Source organism: Phormidium sp. CCY1219 (assembly GCF_055795085.1).
In genome coordinates this window covers 1-18,294 of the sequence record NZ_JAYFEQ010000572.1, presented here as the reverse complement: position 1 = coordinate 18,294, position 18,294 = coordinate 1, and the positions used below count along the sequence as shown (strand labels likewise).

Annotated in this window: 13 protein-coding genes, 1 tRNA gene and 1 pseudogene; 7 read left to right on the top strand and 8 right to left on the bottom strand. The window is 50.7% G+C overall.

The window, feature by feature from the left end; translation table 11 throughout:
- A pseudogene (locus tag AC0QH1_RS16075) lies at positions 1–185 on the bottom strand (Uma2 family endonuclease); the annotation flags it as partial.
- Between the two features lie 425 nt (positions 186–610).
- On the opposite strand from AC0QH1_RS16075, the gene cofG reads away from it, so the two are divergent.
- A complete protein-coding gene (cofG, locus tag AC0QH1_RS16070; RefSeq protein ID WP_324632224.1) occupies positions 611–1,618 on the top strand; it encodes a 7,8-didemethyl-8-hydroxy-5-deazariboflavin synthase subunit CofG in 1,008 nt (335 codons plus the stop codon).
- Here the strand turns inward: cofG and cpdA are convergent.
- Positions 1,596–2,387, bottom strand: coding sequence for a 3',5'-cyclic-AMP phosphodiesterase (gene cpdA / locus AC0QH1_RS16065; RefSeq protein ID WP_324632223.1), 792 nt, complete (start codon positions 2,385–2,387; stop codon positions 1,596–1,598). The two genes, cofG and cpdA, sit on opposite strands and share 23 nt — an antisense overlap.
- Positions 2,388–2,595: 208 nt before the next feature.
- Between cpdA and AC0QH1_RS16060 the strand changes: the two genes are divergently transcribed.
- A tRNA-Cys gene (locus AC0QH1_RS16060) sits at positions 2,596–2,666 on the top strand.
- Between the two features lie 66 nt (positions 2,667–2,732).
- Here the strand turns inward: AC0QH1_RS16060 and AC0QH1_RS16055 are convergent.
- The 3 genes from AC0QH1_RS16055 to AC0QH1_RS16045 all read right to left on the bottom strand — a co-directional run bounded on the left by AC0QH1_RS16055 (position 2,733) and on the right by AC0QH1_RS16045 (position 6,279).
- Entirely contained in the window at positions 2,733–4,253 is a 1,521-nt protein-coding gene (locus AC0QH1_RS16055) for a M48 family metalloprotease (RefSeq protein WP_324632222.1), read from the bottom strand.
- 381 nt (positions 4,254–4,634) lie between these two features.
- The gene (locus AC0QH1_RS16050; protein ID WP_324632221.1) at positions 4,635–5,288 is read right to left on the bottom strand and encodes a glycoside hydrolase family 24 protein; all 654 of its coding nucleotides are present in this window, start codon (positions 5,286–5,288) and stop codon (positions 4,635–4,637) included.
- Positions 5,289–5,619: 331 nt separating this feature from the next.
- Positions 5,620–6,279: an NAD(P)H-binding protein gene (locus AC0QH1_RS16045; RefSeq protein ID WP_324632220.1), complete on the bottom strand. Its 660-nt coding sequence runs from the start codon at positions 6,277–6,279 to the stop codon at positions 5,620–5,622.
- 373 nt (positions 6,280–6,652) lie between these two features.
- On the opposite strand from AC0QH1_RS16045, the gene AC0QH1_RS16040 reads away from it, so the two are divergent.
- On the top strand, positions 6,653–7,381 hold the full coding sequence (locus AC0QH1_RS16040) for a DUF1997 domain-containing protein (protein ID WP_324632219.1): 729 nt from the start codon (positions 6,653–6,655) through the stop codon (positions 7,379–7,381).
- Between the two features lie 82 nt (positions 7,382–7,463).
- Here the strand turns inward: AC0QH1_RS16040 and AC0QH1_RS16035 are convergent, their stop codons facing one another.
- Positions 7,464–7,934, bottom strand: coding sequence for a DUF4079 domain-containing protein (locus AC0QH1_RS16035; RefSeq protein ID WP_324632218.1), 471 nt, complete (start codon positions 7,932–7,934; stop codon positions 7,464–7,466).
- Between the two features lie 186 nt (positions 7,935–8,120).
- Here AC0QH1_RS16035 and AC0QH1_RS16030 point away from each other — a divergent pair, with 186 nt between their 5' ends.
- Both AC0QH1_RS16030 and AC0QH1_RS16025 read left to right on the top strand, forming a co-directional pair.
- Complete coding sequence (locus AC0QH1_RS16030; protein ID WP_324632217.1) at positions 8,121–9,596, top strand: ankyrin repeat domain-containing protein; 1,476 nt, start codon at positions 8,121–8,123, stop codon at positions 9,594–9,596.
- Between the two features lie 86 nt (positions 9,597–9,682).
- Positions 9,683–11,116 carry an aldehyde dehydrogenase family protein gene (locus tag AC0QH1_RS16025; protein WP_324632216.1) on the top strand — a complete coding sequence of 478 codons (1,434 nt, stop codon included), beginning with the start codon at positions 9,683–9,685 and terminating at the stop codon, positions 11,114–11,116.
- A 210-nt stretch (positions 11,117–11,326) separates the two neighbouring features.
- Here AC0QH1_RS16025 and AC0QH1_RS16020 read toward each other — a convergent pair whose 3' ends face one another.
- A complete protein-coding gene (locus tag AC0QH1_RS16020) occupies positions 11,327–11,758 on the bottom strand; it encodes a DUF2358 domain-containing protein (protein ID WP_324632214.1) in 432 nt (143 codons plus the stop codon).
- Between the two features lie 222 nt (positions 11,759–11,980).
- Here AC0QH1_RS16020 and AC0QH1_RS16015 point away from each other — a divergent pair, with 222 nt between their 5' ends.
- Entirely contained in the window at positions 11,981–15,181 is a 3,201-nt protein-coding gene (locus tag AC0QH1_RS16015; RefSeq protein WP_324632213.1) for a PAS domain-containing sensor histidine kinase, read from the top strand.
- Between the two features lie 30 nt (positions 15,182–15,211).
- Complete coding sequence (locus AC0QH1_RS16010; protein ID WP_324632212.1) at positions 15,212–17,509, top strand: ATP-binding protein; 2,298 nt, start codon at positions 15,212–15,214, stop codon at positions 17,507–17,509.
- Positions 17,510–17,601: 92 nt separating this feature from the next.
- On the opposite strand, the gene AC0QH1_RS16005 is transcribed toward AC0QH1_RS16010, so the two are convergent.
- Positions 17,602–18,138 carry a pentapeptide repeat-containing protein gene (locus AC0QH1_RS16005; protein WP_324632211.1) on the bottom strand — a complete coding sequence of 179 codons (537 nt, stop codon included), beginning with the start codon at positions 18,136–18,138 and terminating at the stop codon, positions 17,602–17,604.
- Positions 18,139–18,294: the final 156 nt, after the last annotated feature.

Below are 18,294 nucleotides of genomic sequence, written 5' to 3'. Positions count from 1 at the left end.
ACTTTATCATCTTCATGTTCGGGTAAAGGTACCATGATTTCTAGGACTCCCTGGCTGTAATTAATCCGCGCACCTCGTTTTTCGCCAAATTCTTCTAAAATTTGTTCGTACATTTGCCAAGTAACATCGGTCATCAGCAGTTGTTGACCCGGGGGGACGATGATTTGTTTGAGTTGTAATTGCATTTTTTCTCCTGGGGAATGAGCGATTCTGTTGCTTGTTAAATTATTGGCTGTCTGTGAGTTTTAGGGGAAAATTTTTCTACCATAAATCTGTGGGCTTTTATGCTGGAATTCCATGATTGAGTTAGGGGTTTATTTTATAAGTTACCATAGGGATGATGGAATTAGCAATAGGATTGAGTTGTAGGGTGGGCAATGCCTAGCCTGCTGCTTTGAGGGTGAGTGGTAATTTAGGCATTGCCCATCTTACGAATTCCTTTGGTTGCGCCAGCGGAAATGAAGGGGAAGTTTATCGACGGAATGAGGCAGGAATTTGGCAGTTGCAACCATTGGCAAAAGATGATAGAGTGGAGGAGTGAAAATCCGTGGGATTAACCTTGAAAGAGGTGCAGATTTAGGATGAAGTATTGACCGGGGAGGGGAAGCGAATGATGGGCCAGGAAAAATCGAGGGTAGGGCAGATGGAAGCGGGAAATCGGGGTAGAGTGACCTACAGTCCGGCTTATACGATGGTGCCGACTTACGAGTGCTTTAACCGCTGTAGTTACTGTAATTTCCGTCAGGAACTGGGAAGCAAGGGGGGATTGGGATTAGAGCGGGCGGCGGAAATATTGGACTCTCTGGTCGATCGCGGAGTGGTAGAAATATTGATTCTCAGTGGGGAGGTGCATCCCCAGAGTGTGGCGCGAAAAGGGTGGTTCGATCGCATCTATAAGCTATGCGACTTAGCCTTATCGAAGGGATTTTTGCCCCATACCAATGCCGGACCGTTATACTTTGCGGAAATGGCAAAGCTCAAATCGGTCAATCTCTCGATGGGCTTAATGTTAGAACAACTCTCCCCCAAATTGCTGCAGACAGTTCACCGCCACGCCCCTTCCAAACAGCCTGTAGTGCGATTGCGACAGTTAGAATGGGCGGGAGAACTAGAAATCCCGTTTACCACGGGAATTTTATTGGGATTGGGAGAAACCCGAGAGGAGATTTGCGAGACATTAGAAGCGATCGCCCGCCTTCATCAGCGCTGGGGTCACATCCAAGAAGCGATCGTGCAACCCTACTCCCCCGGAACTCGGCAAACCGGGGATGCGCCGGGATTTGACCTGCAAGAATTACCCGCCATCATCGCGATCGCCCGAGATATCTTACCCCCCAGCATTACCATCCAAATTCCCCCCAACTTAGTCACCCAACCGGACCTATTGCTCGCTTGTATAGCAGCCGGGGCGCGGGATTTAGGCGGAATCGGGCCGCGCGATGAAGTCAACCCCGACTATCCTCACCCGCAAATCGCCCAACTGCAGGAGATTTTACACCCTGCCGGCTGGCAATTGCGCCCGCGATCGCCGATTTATCCGCAACACTATCCCTGGCTCACACCCCGCCAGCAAAACGCCCTGCGCCAAGCCCTGCTCATTTTGGCAGATCCGGTTTAACCGTACCTTTCACCCGTTCCACTTTCGTCTCCCAAGACCCATTCGGATACAGATTAAACAACCGAAAGCCCGGTAGCGCCTTGGCGTCGATCGCAAATTCCGCACTTCTGGGTTTAAACTGCACGCAGGTAGAAGGAGTGGCGAAACAGCGCAAGCGACCCTGTTGGTGGCAAAAATTTTGATGCACGTGCCCGGATAGCACAAAGCGCACGTTCCGATGGCGATCGAGAATATCAAAAAACCGCTTCGGATTCCTTAACCCAATCCGATCGATCCACAAAGAATTCACTTCAAACGGCGGATGATGCAACGACACCACCGTGGGGCGATCGCCGGTTAAATGCAATTGCCAATCCAACCACTCCAACCGAGTCGGCGACAGTTCCCCATAAGTCTCTCCCGCCACCGTAGAATCCACCGACACAAACGACCAATTCCCCACCTGAAACGCTTGGTCTGCAGAAAACGGCGGTTGCGATAATATCTCCCCCATCGCCGAGAAATTATCGTGATTGCCCGGAAGCCAATAGGTAGGAATCTGCAACGGATCGAGCAACTGTCGCAACTGACGATAAGATTCGGCGGTTTCATCTTGCGACAGGTCCCCCGTCAGCAGCAGTAAATCTTGCGGATAATAGTGCTGTCGCAATTTGGCGACGCTGAGTTGCAAACTCGCCGCAGTGGGCACCCCAAACAGCGATCGCGCTGGATCCGCAAATAGATGAAGGTCGGTCAACTGGGCTAAACGTAAGGGAGTCGCTTGAATCATGGGTCAAAATTAGCTAGGGTGCAAAGGAGAGGAATGCGGAATCGGGCCGACAAAACAAGCCATTCACCCGCGCCCACATCGGTAGGCGCATGTCCGAGAACCCCACCCCTAAGCGATGCGGGGCGTTTCCCCACCCCCTCTCAAAAAAAATTTTCCCAAATCTTGCCTCCCTCGGTCAACTTCTGTTACAATTAGATTTCGTAGGCAAGGCGACATCGCCAAGTGGTAAGGCAGAGGTCTGCAAAACCTCCACCCCCGGTTCGAATCCGGGTGTCGCCTTCAAAAGTATCTAAAAAAAGGGAAGCCACCACGGCTTCCCTTTTTTTCATCTCCCCCCCCTTTTCGCTAGCTTTCCTCAGTAATGTCCTTCACCCGCGCTTGAATCGCGGCGTGACTTTCCACCCCTTCATAGGCATAGCGATTGTAACCATTTTGCTGAATCAACTCTTCCAAATACTCCACGCGATCGGAAGAGGCGGGGTGAGTGGACAACCAAGCCGGGGGACGGGATCTTCCTTCTTCCAACTCGGTAAATGTCACCATCAAGTTGCGTAAACCATCCGCCGCATAGTTGCTATTCGCCAACGCCCGCGACCCCAAAATATCCGCTTGACGCTCGTTTTTCCGACTATACGCCGCCCCGATGAGCGCCGCTACTAAATCCCCCATCGGAACCACCCGGTCTAAATTAGACAGCAAGGTACCTTGCACCACGCGCTGGTACCCGTGGGACAATACCGCATGGGCGACTTCATGTCCCAATAACCCGGCTAATTCGGCTTCGGAGTTAATATTCAGCAGCGCCCCGGTGTTGACAAAGATTTTCCCCCCCGGAAGGGCAAATGCATTCAGATTCTCGTCTTCAATCACAAAAAATTCGTACTCGAATTCATCTCGCCCCATCAAGCGGGCCATTTTCTGCCCCACTTCGTTCACGTAGTTGACTACCATTTCATCTTCCACCATCGGGAGTTGCTGGCGGTAGGCGTTCGCAAACATATCGCCAAATTTAGATTCCCCTTGCAGCAGCATCATGGTAATTTGCAAGGCGGGAACCGCACCGCCGGCATTTCCGGTGAGGACGTAATCGCCGATCGATAGCGCCCCGGTGAGAATGGTTTGTCCGATGAGTTTGCGCTTGATTCCGGACCGATAGCGATCTAAGGTTTCGTCGGCGATCGCGTTTAATTCCTCCGCTTGGGGATGCTCTGGATACAGTACCGCAAATTGACGCGCTGCTAATGAGGCTTCTAGCCATTTTTCGGCGCTGGCGAGGGCCTCGACTTGCGCGCCGATCAGTTCTGGTTGGTCCGGATACAGGGTGGTGGCGCGCTCTAATATGGGGAGGGCTTCTTCGGCGCGATCGTAGTTCTCCAAGGCTTGCGCCAGCAAAACATGCCCGGGAATAAATTGCGGATAGTCTTCAACTAATTTTTCTAGGGGAACGAAAATCCGGGTTTCTAGGTTTTGTTCCATCCCCGCCTGGGCTTCGCGCCAGTACACCCGCGCCGCCCCACTCAGTTGGTTGGGGTCGGTTATCGGTTCGGGAAGTTCTTGTGTGCTGCGATGTTGGGGAAAGTCGGCTTTGACTTGTCGGTAGATTCGTTCCGCTTCGGCGGTTTGTCCCTGCAAATACAGGCGATCGGCTTGTGCGAGTTGTTGAAATGCGGCACTTGTAGGATCCAGTGCCAGTTCGATGAGCTGTTGGACTCTGGGAATCAGGGGAAGATTCTGCACGGAGGCGGGGTTGTCGGTTCCCCTCGGTGGTAAGGTGGAATAGGCCGGCGCAAAGGTCAGCATGAGATTCACGCTGAGAAATAATATCGCGCCGAATATTGCTCTGGTAATATGCCGATATCGTTTCATGGATGAGATTGTCCTCTCGCGATCTTGATGATGGTTTTGGGTGAAAAACCACGGGAAATATGAGGTTCTTTTCTCCGTCAGGGCATTTGAATCCCCAGTTGGGTATCGGGGGAATCACACTGGTGTATTCCGGTTGGTTAAAACCGATGATGGCGGGATAAGCTAGGCATTACCCACCCCATATCCTATTTGTTCAGATTCATTCTTTGGGGAATGAGTTTCCGGGGTACTGGCGCGGGGGTGGGTCGCACATTGTCACCGCAAATGCCGGGATCGGTTTTTCTCCGGTAGCCGCTGGCGCTGTTTGTCACTTAATTTGCATACTTTTCCTCGCTCCCGCAAACCGGAGAACGAGGAAAATCGGTGATTAATTCGGGGATTTTACCGCGCTTTTTTCAGTTCGGCTTCGAGCATTTCTTGATAAATCTGGGGCAAATAGGGGGTCATGGAGTTGTCTTCAATTCCATAGCCCAAACTGGTCCAGGTTCCCGAGAGCATGGATAAAACTTTCTCGATTTTTCCCTGACGCAAGAGTTCGGAAATGTCCGCACCCCAAACCTGTTCGTCACTCAGCCAAGCGTAGACCACTTCATCTTGATATTGGGGCTGGAAACTATAGGATTTCCAAAATAAAAATCCGGAGGGGTTGGGATGATAGCGTTGCGCCATTTCTTCCCAGGTTGTGGTAATAAATTGATAGCGTCCGGCGGCGGTGGAGCAGTTGTTGACGTTTGGTCCGCTGACGATGCGGACGCATTTATCGGGATGGCTGTCTAAATCGCTCATGTATTCGCCGCCATAAATCACCGCATAGGGTCGCTCGACGTTGGATTCGCTGGCGGAAATGGTTCGCATCAGTGCGCGAATGTAGGGGTCGCCGCCCCGCATCACTAAGGGCGGAAATTCGCCTCGGGTGGAGGGAAGCAGGGCGGTTTGATGTCCGCTACAGGCTTTGAAGGTGGTTAAAAGGGCGATCGCACCCACTATCCCCACCGCCCATCGTTTCCATTGATTTTTCTGTCGGTTAAGTTTCACAATTCGTCTACCAATATCGTTGCGTTTTTTCTGGGCTTTTATTGCCCAATTTAATGTTCCCCTAATTGACAAACAAGGGATGATTCCGGTTGTTTTATTGACTCGTTCCCGCCTGGGGGGAACGCCAAGTCGCGAGGCTCTGTTTCCGGAAACTTAGGCCAGCAAAATAATTGTTAGGTTTGTTTTTTAACGGGTGAATGTGCAATTTAGATGTGGTGGGCGAGGCCCACCCTACGGTTGCATGAGGCAATTTAGATCCGGAGGCAAACCCGATGGGTTTGGTTCCCGGTATTATGCAATTTAGATGTTATGGAATCGGGCGATCGCTGGCTTATCCCACACTGGCAAACAGTTGGTCGAAGGATTTCGCCCGGGCCTCGGGTTGGGCGATGATTTCAGCGATTTTATTGCGCGCTTCTGGCTGAAACAGCGCTTCTACGCAGACTTGCGCCACTTTGGTGCGCGGAATGCTGCCATCAAATAAACTATCTGCAGATTCCATGACAATCGGAAATTCGTTGTCGTCATTTCGCAAACCGCCGGGGCGCACGATGGTGTAAGTTAAACCACTTTCGGCGAGATAATTTTCCGCTTGTTTTTTCCACACTAAAATCAACCAAAATAAGTTGAGAGGATGGAATAACTGCGACACGCATAAGGAGGAAACCAAGACAAAATGCTCGATTCCCTTTGCCTTAGCGGCATCCACCAGATGTTTGGTGCCTTCGTAGTCCACGCGGTAGGGTGCTGTGGGATCCCATAAGTTGGCGGCACCGGTGGCGCAGACGATCGCAGTGCTATCCCCAATCATTTCGGGCAGTTGGGCGGGATTTAACACATCGCCGACGACTAATTCCACTTCTGGGGGAAGCAGTTCTTTGCCTTTCTCTAAATTCCGTACCAACGCGCGCACGGGAATCTGGCGCTGGACTAACTGCTGTACGATTCGACGCCCGGTTTGGCCGGTGGATCCGGCTACAAATACTTTCATGGTCGGTTGCTTAGTTTCCTCAATCGACAGTTAAATATTACAGGTTAATGATTGCTTTTATGCAATTCGCGAAGGTTTCCAGTTGACCCATACTCTAGTGTAGAGAGCTTGACTAGGATCGCGATCGCTTCTTGATGGATAAATCAAACACAGACAAGCCCCAGGCGCTTTATTTATCATGGCATTGTAACTGGAGCTTGGTTCGGCCAAAACCAGGGTCAAAGGTAAAAAAATTGAAAAATTCCGGCAAAATTACGGATTTCACTGCCAATCTAGAAAGGTAAGCTAAAAAAAACGTTTTGGCGAGAACGAGTCCCCCAGGGAAAACCAACAAGCAGGACAATGGGTTATGCAATCAGAACTTATCAATTCAATGCCAAACGAGATCGACACTAAAAATTCAGAGGCATCTACAGAGCTAGGGAAAGAGCCGACGTGGTTTCAGACCCATTTTGTCGGCTGCATGGAAATGTATGCAGACGCGCAAACCGTGGCGGAATATTTCGACGCGCACCAAGGATGGTTTCGCCGCTGCGCCGCGCCGATGAAGGCGGATCCGATTGGGGAAAATGGCTATGCGCTGACCATCGGACGATTTGGTGCCCTGGGTTACGAGGTGGAGCCAAAAATCGGGTTGAATCTGTTACCGCAGCAGGATGGGCTTTATCTAATCGAGACGATCCCGGTGCCAGATTATACCCCACCGGGCTATGAAGTGGATTTTAAAGCCGAACAGGAGTTGATAGAAAAGCCGGCAAATTATTCGGATATAGGGGCGAGCGAAAGTGAAGGTCAACCGTCGGTAATGACGCGGGTAGAGTGGCGGTTGGACTTGAAAGTGGGAGTTTGGTTTCCCAAATTCATTCGGGCACTGCCCAATTCGTTGATTCAAAAAACAGGCGATCGCCTCTTAGCGCAAATCGTCAAACAGGTGTCTCGCCGCTTGACGTACAAGGTGCAGCAAGATTTCCATTCCAGTCAGGGAAGCGATCGCCTGAAATTATTCGAGAAAAAATGGTCGAAAACGCGCAAACAAGAGGTTTGCCATCAATGCGCCGGACCGAATGGCACCGGAGAAGCGATCGCCGATGATGAGGAATAATCGGGCAAGAGAGTGCTTCACCCCCCGCAGCAACTCTCAAGTAGGGCTTGCTGTGCGGGCGATCGCTCCGGATTGCCAACTATTACATATTGCTAATAATCTTTTGCACGATTTGCACCCCAGTCAGGGCTTGCCAGCTAAAAAGCCCCAGCAACACAAGATTGAGGCCAATATGGGTATAGCGCGCCCACATTTGGCCTTGCTGCATCAAAGGAGACAAAGCCGCCGACACTGCCACCAGTCCCGTCATGCCTAAGCCGACGAGCAGGTGAGGACCGACAAACAGCTTACCATTGCTGATATAGGTGACAGCCATGCCGCCAATGGTGCCCATCACCATCAAAGCGAGCAGCAAGGAACCGACTTGATAGTGCTTGACATTATATCTGCCTTTAATCAGTTCTTTGCGATCGGCACCTTCCGCTTGACGGGTGCGCTTGACTTTGATCCCGAGGTAAAGCGCATACAGGGCAATGGCAAACACCGCCCACATTAATACGGGATGGAAAAAAGGAAGCACCGTTTGTATCGGTGCGGGTAGTTCGATGGTCATCGCGTTCTCCTCAATGTCAATGGCTCTTCATAAAACTTATCACGATCGCGGCACCTGAGGGGTTGACAACCATCACAGATGCCGAAAAATCCCTCAGCAAGCGATCGCCCTTTTTGTCGCCCCCATTGATTCTGCCGGGGATTTGCGCTACGCTAAAATATCCCCACATGAATTGAGGCTCGGGTAATGCCTGAAAAGCAGGACATTCTATTCCTTCAGGCGGCGCGAATTGGCAATATCCAGCAGGTTTCCGCTTTAATTGCCAAGGGTGCCGATCTCAACGCGCGCGATCGCGACGGCACCACCGCATTAATGTTTGCCGCGATTAAAGGCTATACCGAAATTGTCCGCCTGTTGCTCGCCGCCGGTGCTGATGTCAATCTCCCGCGCCAGAAGTATGGCGTCACGGCGTTGATGTTAGCCGCCGCCAATCATCAACGGGATGCGGTGCGAGTATTGCTCGAATGGGGCGCGGAGGTGAATGCTACCAACGATGATGGTAGCACGGCATTGATGGCCGCCGCCTTGAAAGGCAACAGCCAGATTTTGGAAATGCTCCTCGAGGCCGGTGCGGATCCTAACTTACAAGACAAAGATGAGGATACCGCTTTAAAGGTGGCGGTGGTGGAAAATCACGTATCGGCGGCGCAATGCTTGCTCGATGCCGGTGCGGATCCCGAAGCTGGCGGCGGGATTCACTTTTTGTTCGAGTTGGCACTGCATCATCCGAATAATGCCGAAGTGCTAGAACTGCTGCTCGACAACGGAGCGAATTGCCAACAAAGCGACTGCAATAGCGCCTTGCTAGAAGCTGCCGATCGCGCCGATCTGGCGGCGGTGCGCGTCTTGTTACGGGCAGGCGCAGACCCCAATGCCCGCACCCTCGATGGCGATGGGGCGCTGCTGCTGGTTGCCGAACGCGGGGATCCGCGCGTGGTGGAGGCGTTGCTGGAAGCGGGGGCAGATGCGAACGAGAAAAATGAGGCCGGCTTTACTCCCCTGATGGCCGCCGCCGCCGACGGTCACATCATCACGGTGAAAACCTTACTGGATGCGGGGGCAAAAATTGATGCGTGCGATCGCGACTACGAAACCGCCCTCAATTTAGCCGTGGTGGAAGGCTACGCCGACGTGGTGCAGGTCTTGATCGAGGGAGGCGCAGATGTCCAACACCGCAACCGCCTGGGGGATACGCCGTTGTTGGTTGCTACCCTACACGATCGCCTGGAAATTGTCAAGGCCCTGCTGGCGAAAGGTGCGGATGTAAATGTGAAGAATTTCGAACAAACGCCCCTCTCTGTCGCCGCCGAACTCGGTTATCTCGAGACCCTACAGGTGTTGCTCGATGCCGGTGCGGATCCGAATCAGCAGACGGCGGAGGGCAAAACCGCCCTGATGAAAGCTGCCGATCGCGATCGCCTCGAAATCGTCGAAGCCCTCCTCCATGCCGGTGCCGATGTCAACCTGCAAGATAACGCAGGGGCAACCGCCTTGATGTGGGCCGCCCATCGCGGCTATCTGGCAACCTTGGAACGCCTAATCGCCGCCGGGGCCGACCTCAACCTGAAAAACCGAGGCGGTTATACAGCACTCACCCTCGCCGAATTTAACCGCTACAAACCCGTGGTGCGATCGCTCAAAGCAGCCGGGGCGGCAGAATAAGAATGACAATTGTCAATTGACCAACCACAAATAACAATTGATAATTGACAAATGACCAACCACAAATGACAAATGACAAATGACCAATGACAAATATAAAGATTAAAGTTCGCAATCCGCGAACGGGGAAACTGGACTATACGATCGCGCCACCGACGCCGGAGTGGGTAGGGAGGGAATGCGATCGCCTGCGATCGGGGCAAAGAGAGTGGCAAGCGGGCGGGGTAGAGCAACGGATCGCCGTGTTGCAACAGTGGCGGGCAGAACTGGAACGCAGACGGGAGGAATTGGTGCGGGTATTAGCCACGGATACCGGCAGATGGCAGATGTCGGAAGTCGAATTCAACGCCACGATCGCCTGCATCGATCGCTGGTGTGAGTTAGGGCCGCAATTGCTGTCAGAACCGGAAGCGCAACCCACGGCAATTTCCGCCATTCAGCGTCGCAGCGCCAGCGCACCTTATCCCCTGGTGGGAATTATCGCCCCTTGGAATTTTCCCTTGTATTTGTCCGCCATTGATGCGATTCCGGCATTGTTAGCCGGTTGTGCGGCGATCGTCAAACCTAGCGAGATGACCCCGCGATTTATCGAACCGATGCGAGAGGCGATCGCTGCAGTGCCGGCATTGCAGGAGGTATTGAGTTATGTTGTCGGGGCGGGGGATACGGGAGAAGCGATTATCGCCTCGGTGGATGCCCTGTGCTTTACCGGAAGTGTGACCACCGGGAGAAAAATCGCACAATCGGCAGCCCGGGAATTTATTCCGGTATTTTTGGAGTTAGGCGGGAAAGATCCGGCGATCGTCACCGATTCAGCGGATCTCGACGCCGCCACCTCTGCGTTGTTGTGGGCGTCGATGACCAATAGCGGGCAATCTTGTCTGTCTATCGAGCGCATTTACGTTTCCGAGGCGGTATTTGAGGAGTTTGTGGCTCAATTAGCGCAGAAGGCACAAAAAGTAAAATTAGCCTATCCGGAGTTGAAGGGAGGACCAATCGGACCGATTATCGACCCGAGACAAGCGACAATTATCGCCGAACATTTGCAAGATGCGGAAAGCCAAGGGGCAAAGGTGGAGTGTGGCGGGCATGTAGAAGAATTGGGCGGAGGGTTTTGGTGTCGGCCCACGGTTCTGACCCAGGTGAATCACGGGATGAAAGTGATGCGAGAGGAAACCTTCGGCCCGATCGCCCCGGTGATGGCGTTTTCTAGGGTAGAAGAAGCGATCGCCTTAGCCAACGATACGGAGTATGGGTTAAGTGCGGCGGTGTTTTCCGGTTCCGAAGCCGAAGCGATCGCGATCGCCCGTCAGATTCATGCCGGAGGTATCAGTATCAACGATGCCGGACTCACATCAATTGTCCAAGACGGGGAGAAAAACTCCTTTAACCTGTCTGGAATGGGTGGATCGCGCATGGGAAACACCGGGCTGACGCGCTTTTTGCGAAAACAAGCCCTCTTGATTAAAACTGAATCGGTGCCAGATCCTTGGTGGTTTCCGCTATCCGATGAGGATTGATGTGATGCGATAATTGTATAGATGCACCTAGGGTCGGGCTAAATGCAACCTTGCCCGCCTAGGCGGGCTATTTTTATAGCGAATCGAACGAATTGCATTTTAAGTGAGAAAACCCAGAGGGGGACAGGGCAATACCCTGCGCTCACCCTCAGCCTAGGTGCCCGCTACTTGTCTGAGAAAAATGGGATAAATCGCCAAAGGAATTGATATTTACTCGGGTTTTCCTCGGCGGAAAAACTGCTTTAAAATTTCCCCGGGTTTTCTATCCCAAGTGTCGAGATGTTCGTAGATTAAACCGTCTTGGTTGACTTTATAATTAGAAGTGCCGTTAAAAAACAAGCGAGGATGCCAGGGAAGGCGCAAAATACCGCGCACGGTCCAAGTGGCAAAAATGCGGTCTTCGGCAACTTGGGTGACATCATGCAGGTCGAAAAATAACTGGCTAAAAAAGAGCTGCCCGTGAAATCGCAAGGTCCAGAAAATAATTCGATAATTGAATTTGCCTTTAAAGGTATTGACCGGATCTTGAAAAAAAATGTCGGGGTCGTAGATATCATAAGAGATATCTTTTTCAAACAGGGTGGGTAAATCTTGTTTGAGGGTAGCGATCGCCTCATCGATGCGAGTTTGATAGTCTTTCACCTGAACCTACCTCATGCAATATCCTCCCTATTTTATCCACTTCGGGGGGATTTTCCACGCCGGGGAGACCAAAACTGGAGAAAAAGGAGGCACCTTTGCTGGAAAGGTGCCCCACAAGGCGCGATCGCCGCTACAAATTATATTAAAATTTATTACGACGACTGCGCGATCGAGACATTTACCCGCGTGAAGTGTTAAAACAGCTAAACAGGAGGCAGCAAAATGGTTCCACAGCAACCGATGAATAATTCAGCCAACTTTGGGGAAATCTCCGCAGAAATACCCAGAACAGAATCGGGATTACATGCTTTTTTTGAGTTATCCTTGGACTTATTTTGCCTCGGTACGCCCACCGGCTATTTTCAGCACCTCAATCCCGCATGGGAAAGAGTGCTGGGATGGAGGCGGGAGGAGTTAATGTCGCGCCCGTGGAGGGAATTCGTTCATCCCGCCGATCGCGAACCGAGCGATCGGGCGCAGGCGCGATGTCACGAAACAGATATCTACCAATTTGAAAACCGCTACCGCCACAAAAATGGCACTTACCGCACAATATCCTGGAATATTTCTCGCATTCAAAATGGGAAATATTATGCGGTAGGGCGGGATATCACCGAGCAAAAACAGGTGAGGGAAGCGTTAGAAAAGCAGGTGGCAGTGTCCCAATCCCTGCAAGAAATTCTCGATAGTATTGGAGATGGAATTGCAGTCATCGATAAGCAAGGAAAAGCCGTGTATCTGAATCAAGCGGGATTGCAAATTCACCGCAAAGAAACGGCGGGACAAGCGTTTGAAAATTGGACGCAAGAATTTGAGGTGTATCGAACCGATCGCAAAACCCGGTTATCCGTGGCAGAATTACCGGTGGTTCGGGCGTTAAAGGGCGATCGCCTGTGCCAAATCCAGGTTTACCTACGCTATCGGGATACCGATGAAGGGGTTTATCTCAATGTCAGCGCCAGTCCGATCGTAAAACAAGGGGAGGTAGATGGGGCGGTAGTGATTTTCCGCAATATCAACCACCAAATTGAGACAGAACAAGCCCTACAACATGCCAACGCCGAATTAGAAAGGCGAGTGGAAGAAAGAACCGCCCAACTGCGACAAAGCAACCAACGCTTAAAGAGGGAGATTGTCTATCGCAAACTGGCGCATCACGCCCTGCGTGAAAGTGAAGCCCGATTCAGAAGTGTAGTGGAATCCAACACGATTGGGATTGTGTTTTGGGAGTTAAACGGGAAAATTACCGATGCAAACGATGCGTTTCTCCAGGCGATCGGCTATGGGCGCGAAGCGTTACTCGCCGGTGAACTGGATTGGGAAAAAATAACCCCGCGAAAGTATCGCAAACGAGATAGAGAAAGTATTTCCCAAATCCTCTATACCCGAAGTTTTAACCCCTTTGAGAAAGAATTGATCCGCAAAGACGGGAGTTGCTTGCCGATTGTAATTGGCGGGGCGCTCATTGCCAATTCAGACGATCGCGGGGTTAGCTTTGTGGTGGATATCAGCGATCGCTTTCAAGCAGAAGCCGCATTAAGAGACTCGGAACAGCGCTATCGTCAACTGTTTGAAAGTCATCCCCTGCCCATGTGGGTTTACGATGTAGAAACCTTAGCATTTTTGGCAGTTAACGATGCGGCGATTCATGCTTACGGCTATTCGCGCGAAGAATTTCTCTCCATGACGATTGTGGATATTCGTCCTTGCGAATATAGGGAAGAATTGTTGCAACAAGTTGCCCATTGTCGCCATATGCACTATTTTCGTTCCGGGATTTGGCGACACTGCAAAAAAGATGGCACCATCATCGATGTAGAAATTACCTCTAATGCGATCGCCTTTGATGGGAAAAGCGCCCGGGTGGTGTTAGCCAATGATATTACCGAACAACTGCGATCGCAAGAGGAACTGCGCCTCAGCGAACAACGCTTTCGCTTAGCGGTGGACAATATCCCCGATACCTTCGTCATTTACGACCCGCAACGGCGGTTAGAGTTTGTCAATGCAACGGGAATCGAACGCAGTGGTTTATCCCTCGAAGAACTGCGGGGAAACCGGGATGAAGAAATCTTCCCGCCGACGGTGACAAATGCATATTTGCCGATGCTGAAAAAAGCGGTAGAAACGCGGCGCATGCAGCAGGGTGAATTCACGGTAACCTTACCCACAATCGGCAATCATACGATTTTGGTGACCTACGTGCCGCTGTTAGATGAAAGGGGAGAAATCTATCAAATTCTCGGAATTACCCATGATATCAGCGATCGCCAGCGGATGGAAGCCAAAATCCGGGAAATGAATCAACAATTAGAAGTCGAGGTGGAGCGGCGCACTGCGGAACTAGAAACCTTTTTAAATGCCCTTCCCGATTATATTTTTGTGGTAGAAATAGACTCGATGCGAATGCCATTTTGCAACCAAGTATTTGCCCGAGGGATTGGCTTTGAAAATCGGCAACAGGTACAGGGAAAAACGATTTTTGAATGTTTCCCGGCTGAACATGCTCAGAGATTTTTGCAACAAAATCAGCGCGTGTTTGCCACGGGGGAAACGTTTCACGCAGAAGAAACCATAGAGTTGCCCGATCGCGTTTATCATTTCGACACCTTTAAAGTGCCGTTAACCGATAAAAATGGAGAAATTTATGGGTTGATTGGTACTTCTAGAGATATTACGGAATTAGTAGAAACCAAAAAAGCCCTGGGCGAAAGGACCGCAGAATTAGAAGCAGTTAATCAAGAACTCGACTCCTTTTCTTATTCGGTTTCCCACGATTTGCGCGCCCCTTTAAGACAGATTAATGGATTGGTCAGCGCTTTGCGACAGCAGTTAGAAAGTGAAGGAGCGATCGCCGACGAGAAAGTGGCGCGTTACTTAGAGTTTATTGAAGGAAGCAGCCAAAAAATGACGCAATTAATTGAGGGGTTGCTCACCCTCTGTCGGTTGGGGCGCAAAGAGTTGCAAACTCGTCCGGTGGAATTGCGCGATGTGGTGGGAATGGCGATCGATACGGTGATGTCGCAACAGGACTCGGACAATTTAGCGGTAGAATTTGAGGTAGGGGAACTCCCCCGAGTGATGGGAGATGCCACCTTACTGCAACAGGTGTTTGGGAATTTAATCGATAATGCGGTGAAATTCAGTCGCGATCGCCGTCCCCCCCGAGTGACTGTGGGGTTTGTACCAGAAAATATTGTGTTTGTCAAGGATAATGGAGTGGGATTTTCGATGAAACATGCGGACAAGCTATTTGCCGTATTCCAGCGATTGCATTCGCAAACAGAATTTGAAGGGACGGGCATCGGTTTAGCCATCGTTCAGCGCATCATTCACCGACATGGCGGTAAAATTTGGGGTCAAAGCGAACCGAACCAAGGCACAACATTTTTCTTTACCTTAAAAATTATTACCCCAAACTAAAATAATAGAAGAGTTGATAAGGTTGACATTATGGTAGATTCCTCTGGCATCAATTATTCTGCAGAAAAGACGCCTCCCGGTCCTCTTTGCCTGTTAATTGTGGAAGACGATCTGGCAGATACGGAACTGATCGTGCTGACATTAGAAGGGGCAGGCGTAGAGTTTGAGTACCATACGGCAGAAACCGCGATCGAGGTCGAGCGATTGCTTGCAGAAAACCGTTACGATGCAGTGCTTTCCGATTATTGTTTGCCGGATGTTAACGGGTTGGAAGCATTCACAATGCTGCTAGCTTCAGGACAAGAGATTCCGTTTATTCTCGTGTCGGGGACTTTGGGGGAAGAAGCGGCAGTCGAGTGCATTAAAAGTGGCGTTACTGACTACGTATTGAAGGACCGGTTGGTGCGCTTACCGATGGTATTGCAGCGATCGCTCGATGAATTTCAACTGCGGCGGCAAAAACAAGCGGCGATGGTGCAGCTTCGCGCTTCCGCATGGCGGGAGGCGATTATCAATCGGATCGTAAAAGCCATGCAAGGAACCTTTGTTTTAGAAGATATCTTGCAAACCACCGTTAACGAACTGCATGAGGCATTGGGAGTGAGTCGCTGTTTGATTTTTCGCTGCGATGCCCACCGGAAAATGAAAGCATTTCACGTTAGCTCATCCACAGCGGAAGGGGAAAGGTTGTTGGGGGTGCAGTGCAGTTTTTATGAAATTTACTATCCTCAGTTATCCCGGGGAAAACAGGTGGTTTTTGGGCGCATTGATGAGAATTCAGATGCGGAAATTCAAGCGGCGGCGCATCAGTGTCAGGTGAGTTCGTTGATAATTACGCCTTTGTTGGAGGGGGAAAATTATATCGGCGGAATTAGCGTGCATCAGTGCGATCGCCACAGAAAATGGAGTGCGGAGGAGTTAGAATTGGTTAAGGCGATCGCCGATCGCTGCGCGATCGCCATTCATCAAGCCCAATTGTACGATCGCGCCCAAACCGAACTCGCCGAACGCAAGCGTGCCGAAACCGCTTTGCAACAGGTGATGAACTCTTTAGAACAGCGCGTGCAACAACGCACTGTCCAACTGCAAGAACGCAACGAACAGTTGCGTGTAGAAATTGGCGAACGAGAACGGATCGAAGCCGCCTTGCGCGAGAGCGAAGAGCGATTTCGCAACTTAGTCGAAACCACAAGCGATTTAGTCTGGGAAGTGGATGCCAATGGCATTTACACCTATCTTTCGCCGCAAATTGAAGAATTGTTGGGCTACGAACCCGAGGAAATGCTTGGCAAAACTCCGTTTGATTTGATGCCCGCAGCGGAGCGATCGCGCCTGGAAAAGCTATTCGCCTCCTTAGTCACCGCACCGCAACCCATAACTTGTTTGGAAAATCAAAATCTCCACAAAAATGGTTCCTTGGTGATTTTAGAAACCAGTGCGGTTCCATTTTTCGATATCCGAGGAAATTTTTGCGGCTATCGCGGCATCGATCGCGACATTACCGAACGCAAACAAGCCGAAACTGAAATTCGCAAAGCATTAGAAAAAGAACGGGAACTCAGCCAATTGCGCTCTAGCTTTATTTCTTTGGTTTCCCATGAATTCAGAACCCCCCTCACCACAATTTTATCTTCTACCGAATTGCTAGAATACTATGGCAATTCCTGGTCATCCCAGCGCAAGCAAATTCATATCGAACGCATTAAAAATGCTGTGGGCAGAATGGCAGATTTATTAGAAGATGTGCTGACCATTGGCAGAGCTGAAGTAGGCAAACTGGAATTTAAACCAAAACCGATAGATTTAGTGGCCTGGTGCCGCGAATTTGTAGAAGAAATTCAGCTCAGTGTAGGTGAGGGCAAGCATCGAATTCAATTGTCAGCTTGTGGGGATTATACGGGAGTCTGCATGGATGAAAAACTGATGGGACATATTTTGAATAATTTGCTGACCAATGCGATAAAATACTCTCCCGAGGGCGATGCGGTTCAGTTTCGGCTGAACGCAAAATCCATAGCTGATGTCTGGGAAAATCCCCCGGAAAAGCATCATTCCTGGTTGTCGCAAACCGGGGCAGAAAAAGTGGTCATTTTCCAGATTCAAGATAAGGGGATTGGCATTCCGCCTGCGTATCGAGAGCGGATGTTCGAGTCGTTTCATCGGGCGGAAAATGTCGGGAATATTCCCGGAACGGGTTTGGGATTGGCGATTGTGAAACGATGCGTGGATTTGCATGGCGGTCAGATTGAGGTGGAAAGCGAAGTTGGCGTAGGCACTCGCTTTACCGTGATTTTGCCTTTCAATTCTTCCGCGCACTCCACGAACTAAATAGCGGGGAAAACTATCGAGTTCCCCCTAAGTTTTTACCATGCCGAGTTTCTATTCTGAATTCTAAATAAATTCTCAATTTTCCATTTCCCTCACTCATCATCGCGACGGTATCCATCCGGATGAATGGTTGTGGCATCGAGTCGTGCGGCGGAGAGGTTCGCGTGACGAGCGCGAAAGAGATTGCAGCGGCGCAGATTTGCCTCAGTTAAATTGGTATTTTCCAGATTGGCGCGGGTGAGGTCTGCGCCCTGCAAATTAGCAGCGCGCAAATTGGCATTGTATAAATCGGCTTGTTGCAGATTGGCCCCTGCCAGATTGGTACCTTGGAGGTTGGCATTTCGCAAGTTAGCGCGACACAGATTTGCGCCTTCAAGGTTTGCCTCAGACAAATCCGTGTGATAGAGTTTTGCATCGCTCAATTGCGCCAAAGGAAGCTCAGCCAAATGTAAATTAGCTTGGGAGAGATTAGCGTAGGGTAAATACGCGCGAGTAAGCTTGCTGCACTTGAGAGTAATGTCTGACAAATTGGCTTCAAATAAATCCGCATCGCTGACATCAACGGCGCTAAACTCGCGATGTCCGGTGGCATATTGAGCCAATAGTTCCTCTGGATTAACCCTTTGCATTGCAATGTTTGTTGTACTTGTGTCTACCAATCCCCATTAACCGCCCGGTTGCGATCGCGATTTTGCTTAGCATTTTGACTTCATGATGATAACCTCCGATACGTTTGGAAACCCCCGTGCTTTAGCCGGGGGAGGAAAAACGAACGTGCGGCTTTA

What these genes read in the sequence shown, in the direction of transcription:
- cofG (WP_324632224.1), top strand. Translation starts at nt 611, where the DNA reads ATGATGGGCCAGGAAAAATCGAGGGTAGGGCAGATGGAAGCGGGAAAT.
- AC0QH1_RS16055 (WP_324632222.1), bottom strand. Translation starts at nt 4,253, where the DNA reads ATGAAACGATATCGGCATATTACCAGAGCAATATTCGGCGCGATATTA.
- AC0QH1_RS16030 (WP_324632217.1), top strand. Translation starts at nt 8,121, where the DNA reads ATGCCTGAAAAGCAGGACATTCTATTCCTTCAGGCGGCGCGAATTGGC.
- AC0QH1_RS16035 (WP_324632218.1), bottom strand. Translation starts at nt 7,934, where the DNA reads ATGACCATCGAACTACCCGCACCGATACAAACGGTGCTTCCTTTTTTC.
- AC0QH1_RS16015 (WP_324632213.1), top strand. Translation starts at nt 11,981, where the DNA reads ATGGTTCCACAGCAACCGATGAATAATTCAGCCAACTTTGGGGAAATC.
- AC0QH1_RS16040 (WP_324632219.1), top strand. Translation starts at nt 6,653, where the DNA reads ATGCCAAACGAGATCGACACTAAAAATTCAGAGGCATCTACAGAGCTA.
- AC0QH1_RS16005 (WP_324632211.1), bottom strand. Translation starts at nt 18,138, where the DNA reads ATGCAAAGGGTTAATCCAGAGGAACTATTGGCTCAATATGCCACCGGA.
- AC0QH1_RS16025 (WP_324632216.1), top strand. Translation starts at nt 9,683, where the DNA reads ATGACAAATATAAAGATTAAAGTTCGCAATCCGCGAACGGGGAAACTG.
- cpdA (WP_324632223.1), bottom strand. Translation starts at nt 2,387, where the DNA reads ATGATTCAAGCGACTCCCTTACGTTTAGCCCAGTTGACCGACCTTCAT.
- AC0QH1_RS16010 (WP_324632212.1), top strand. Translation starts at nt 15,212, where the DNA reads ATGGTAGATTCCTCTGGCATCAATTATTCTGCAGAAAAGACGCCTCCC.
- AC0QH1_RS16045 (WP_324632220.1), bottom strand. Translation starts at nt 6,279, where the DNA reads ATGAAAGTATTTGTAGCCGGATCCACCGGCCAAACCGGGCGTCGAATC.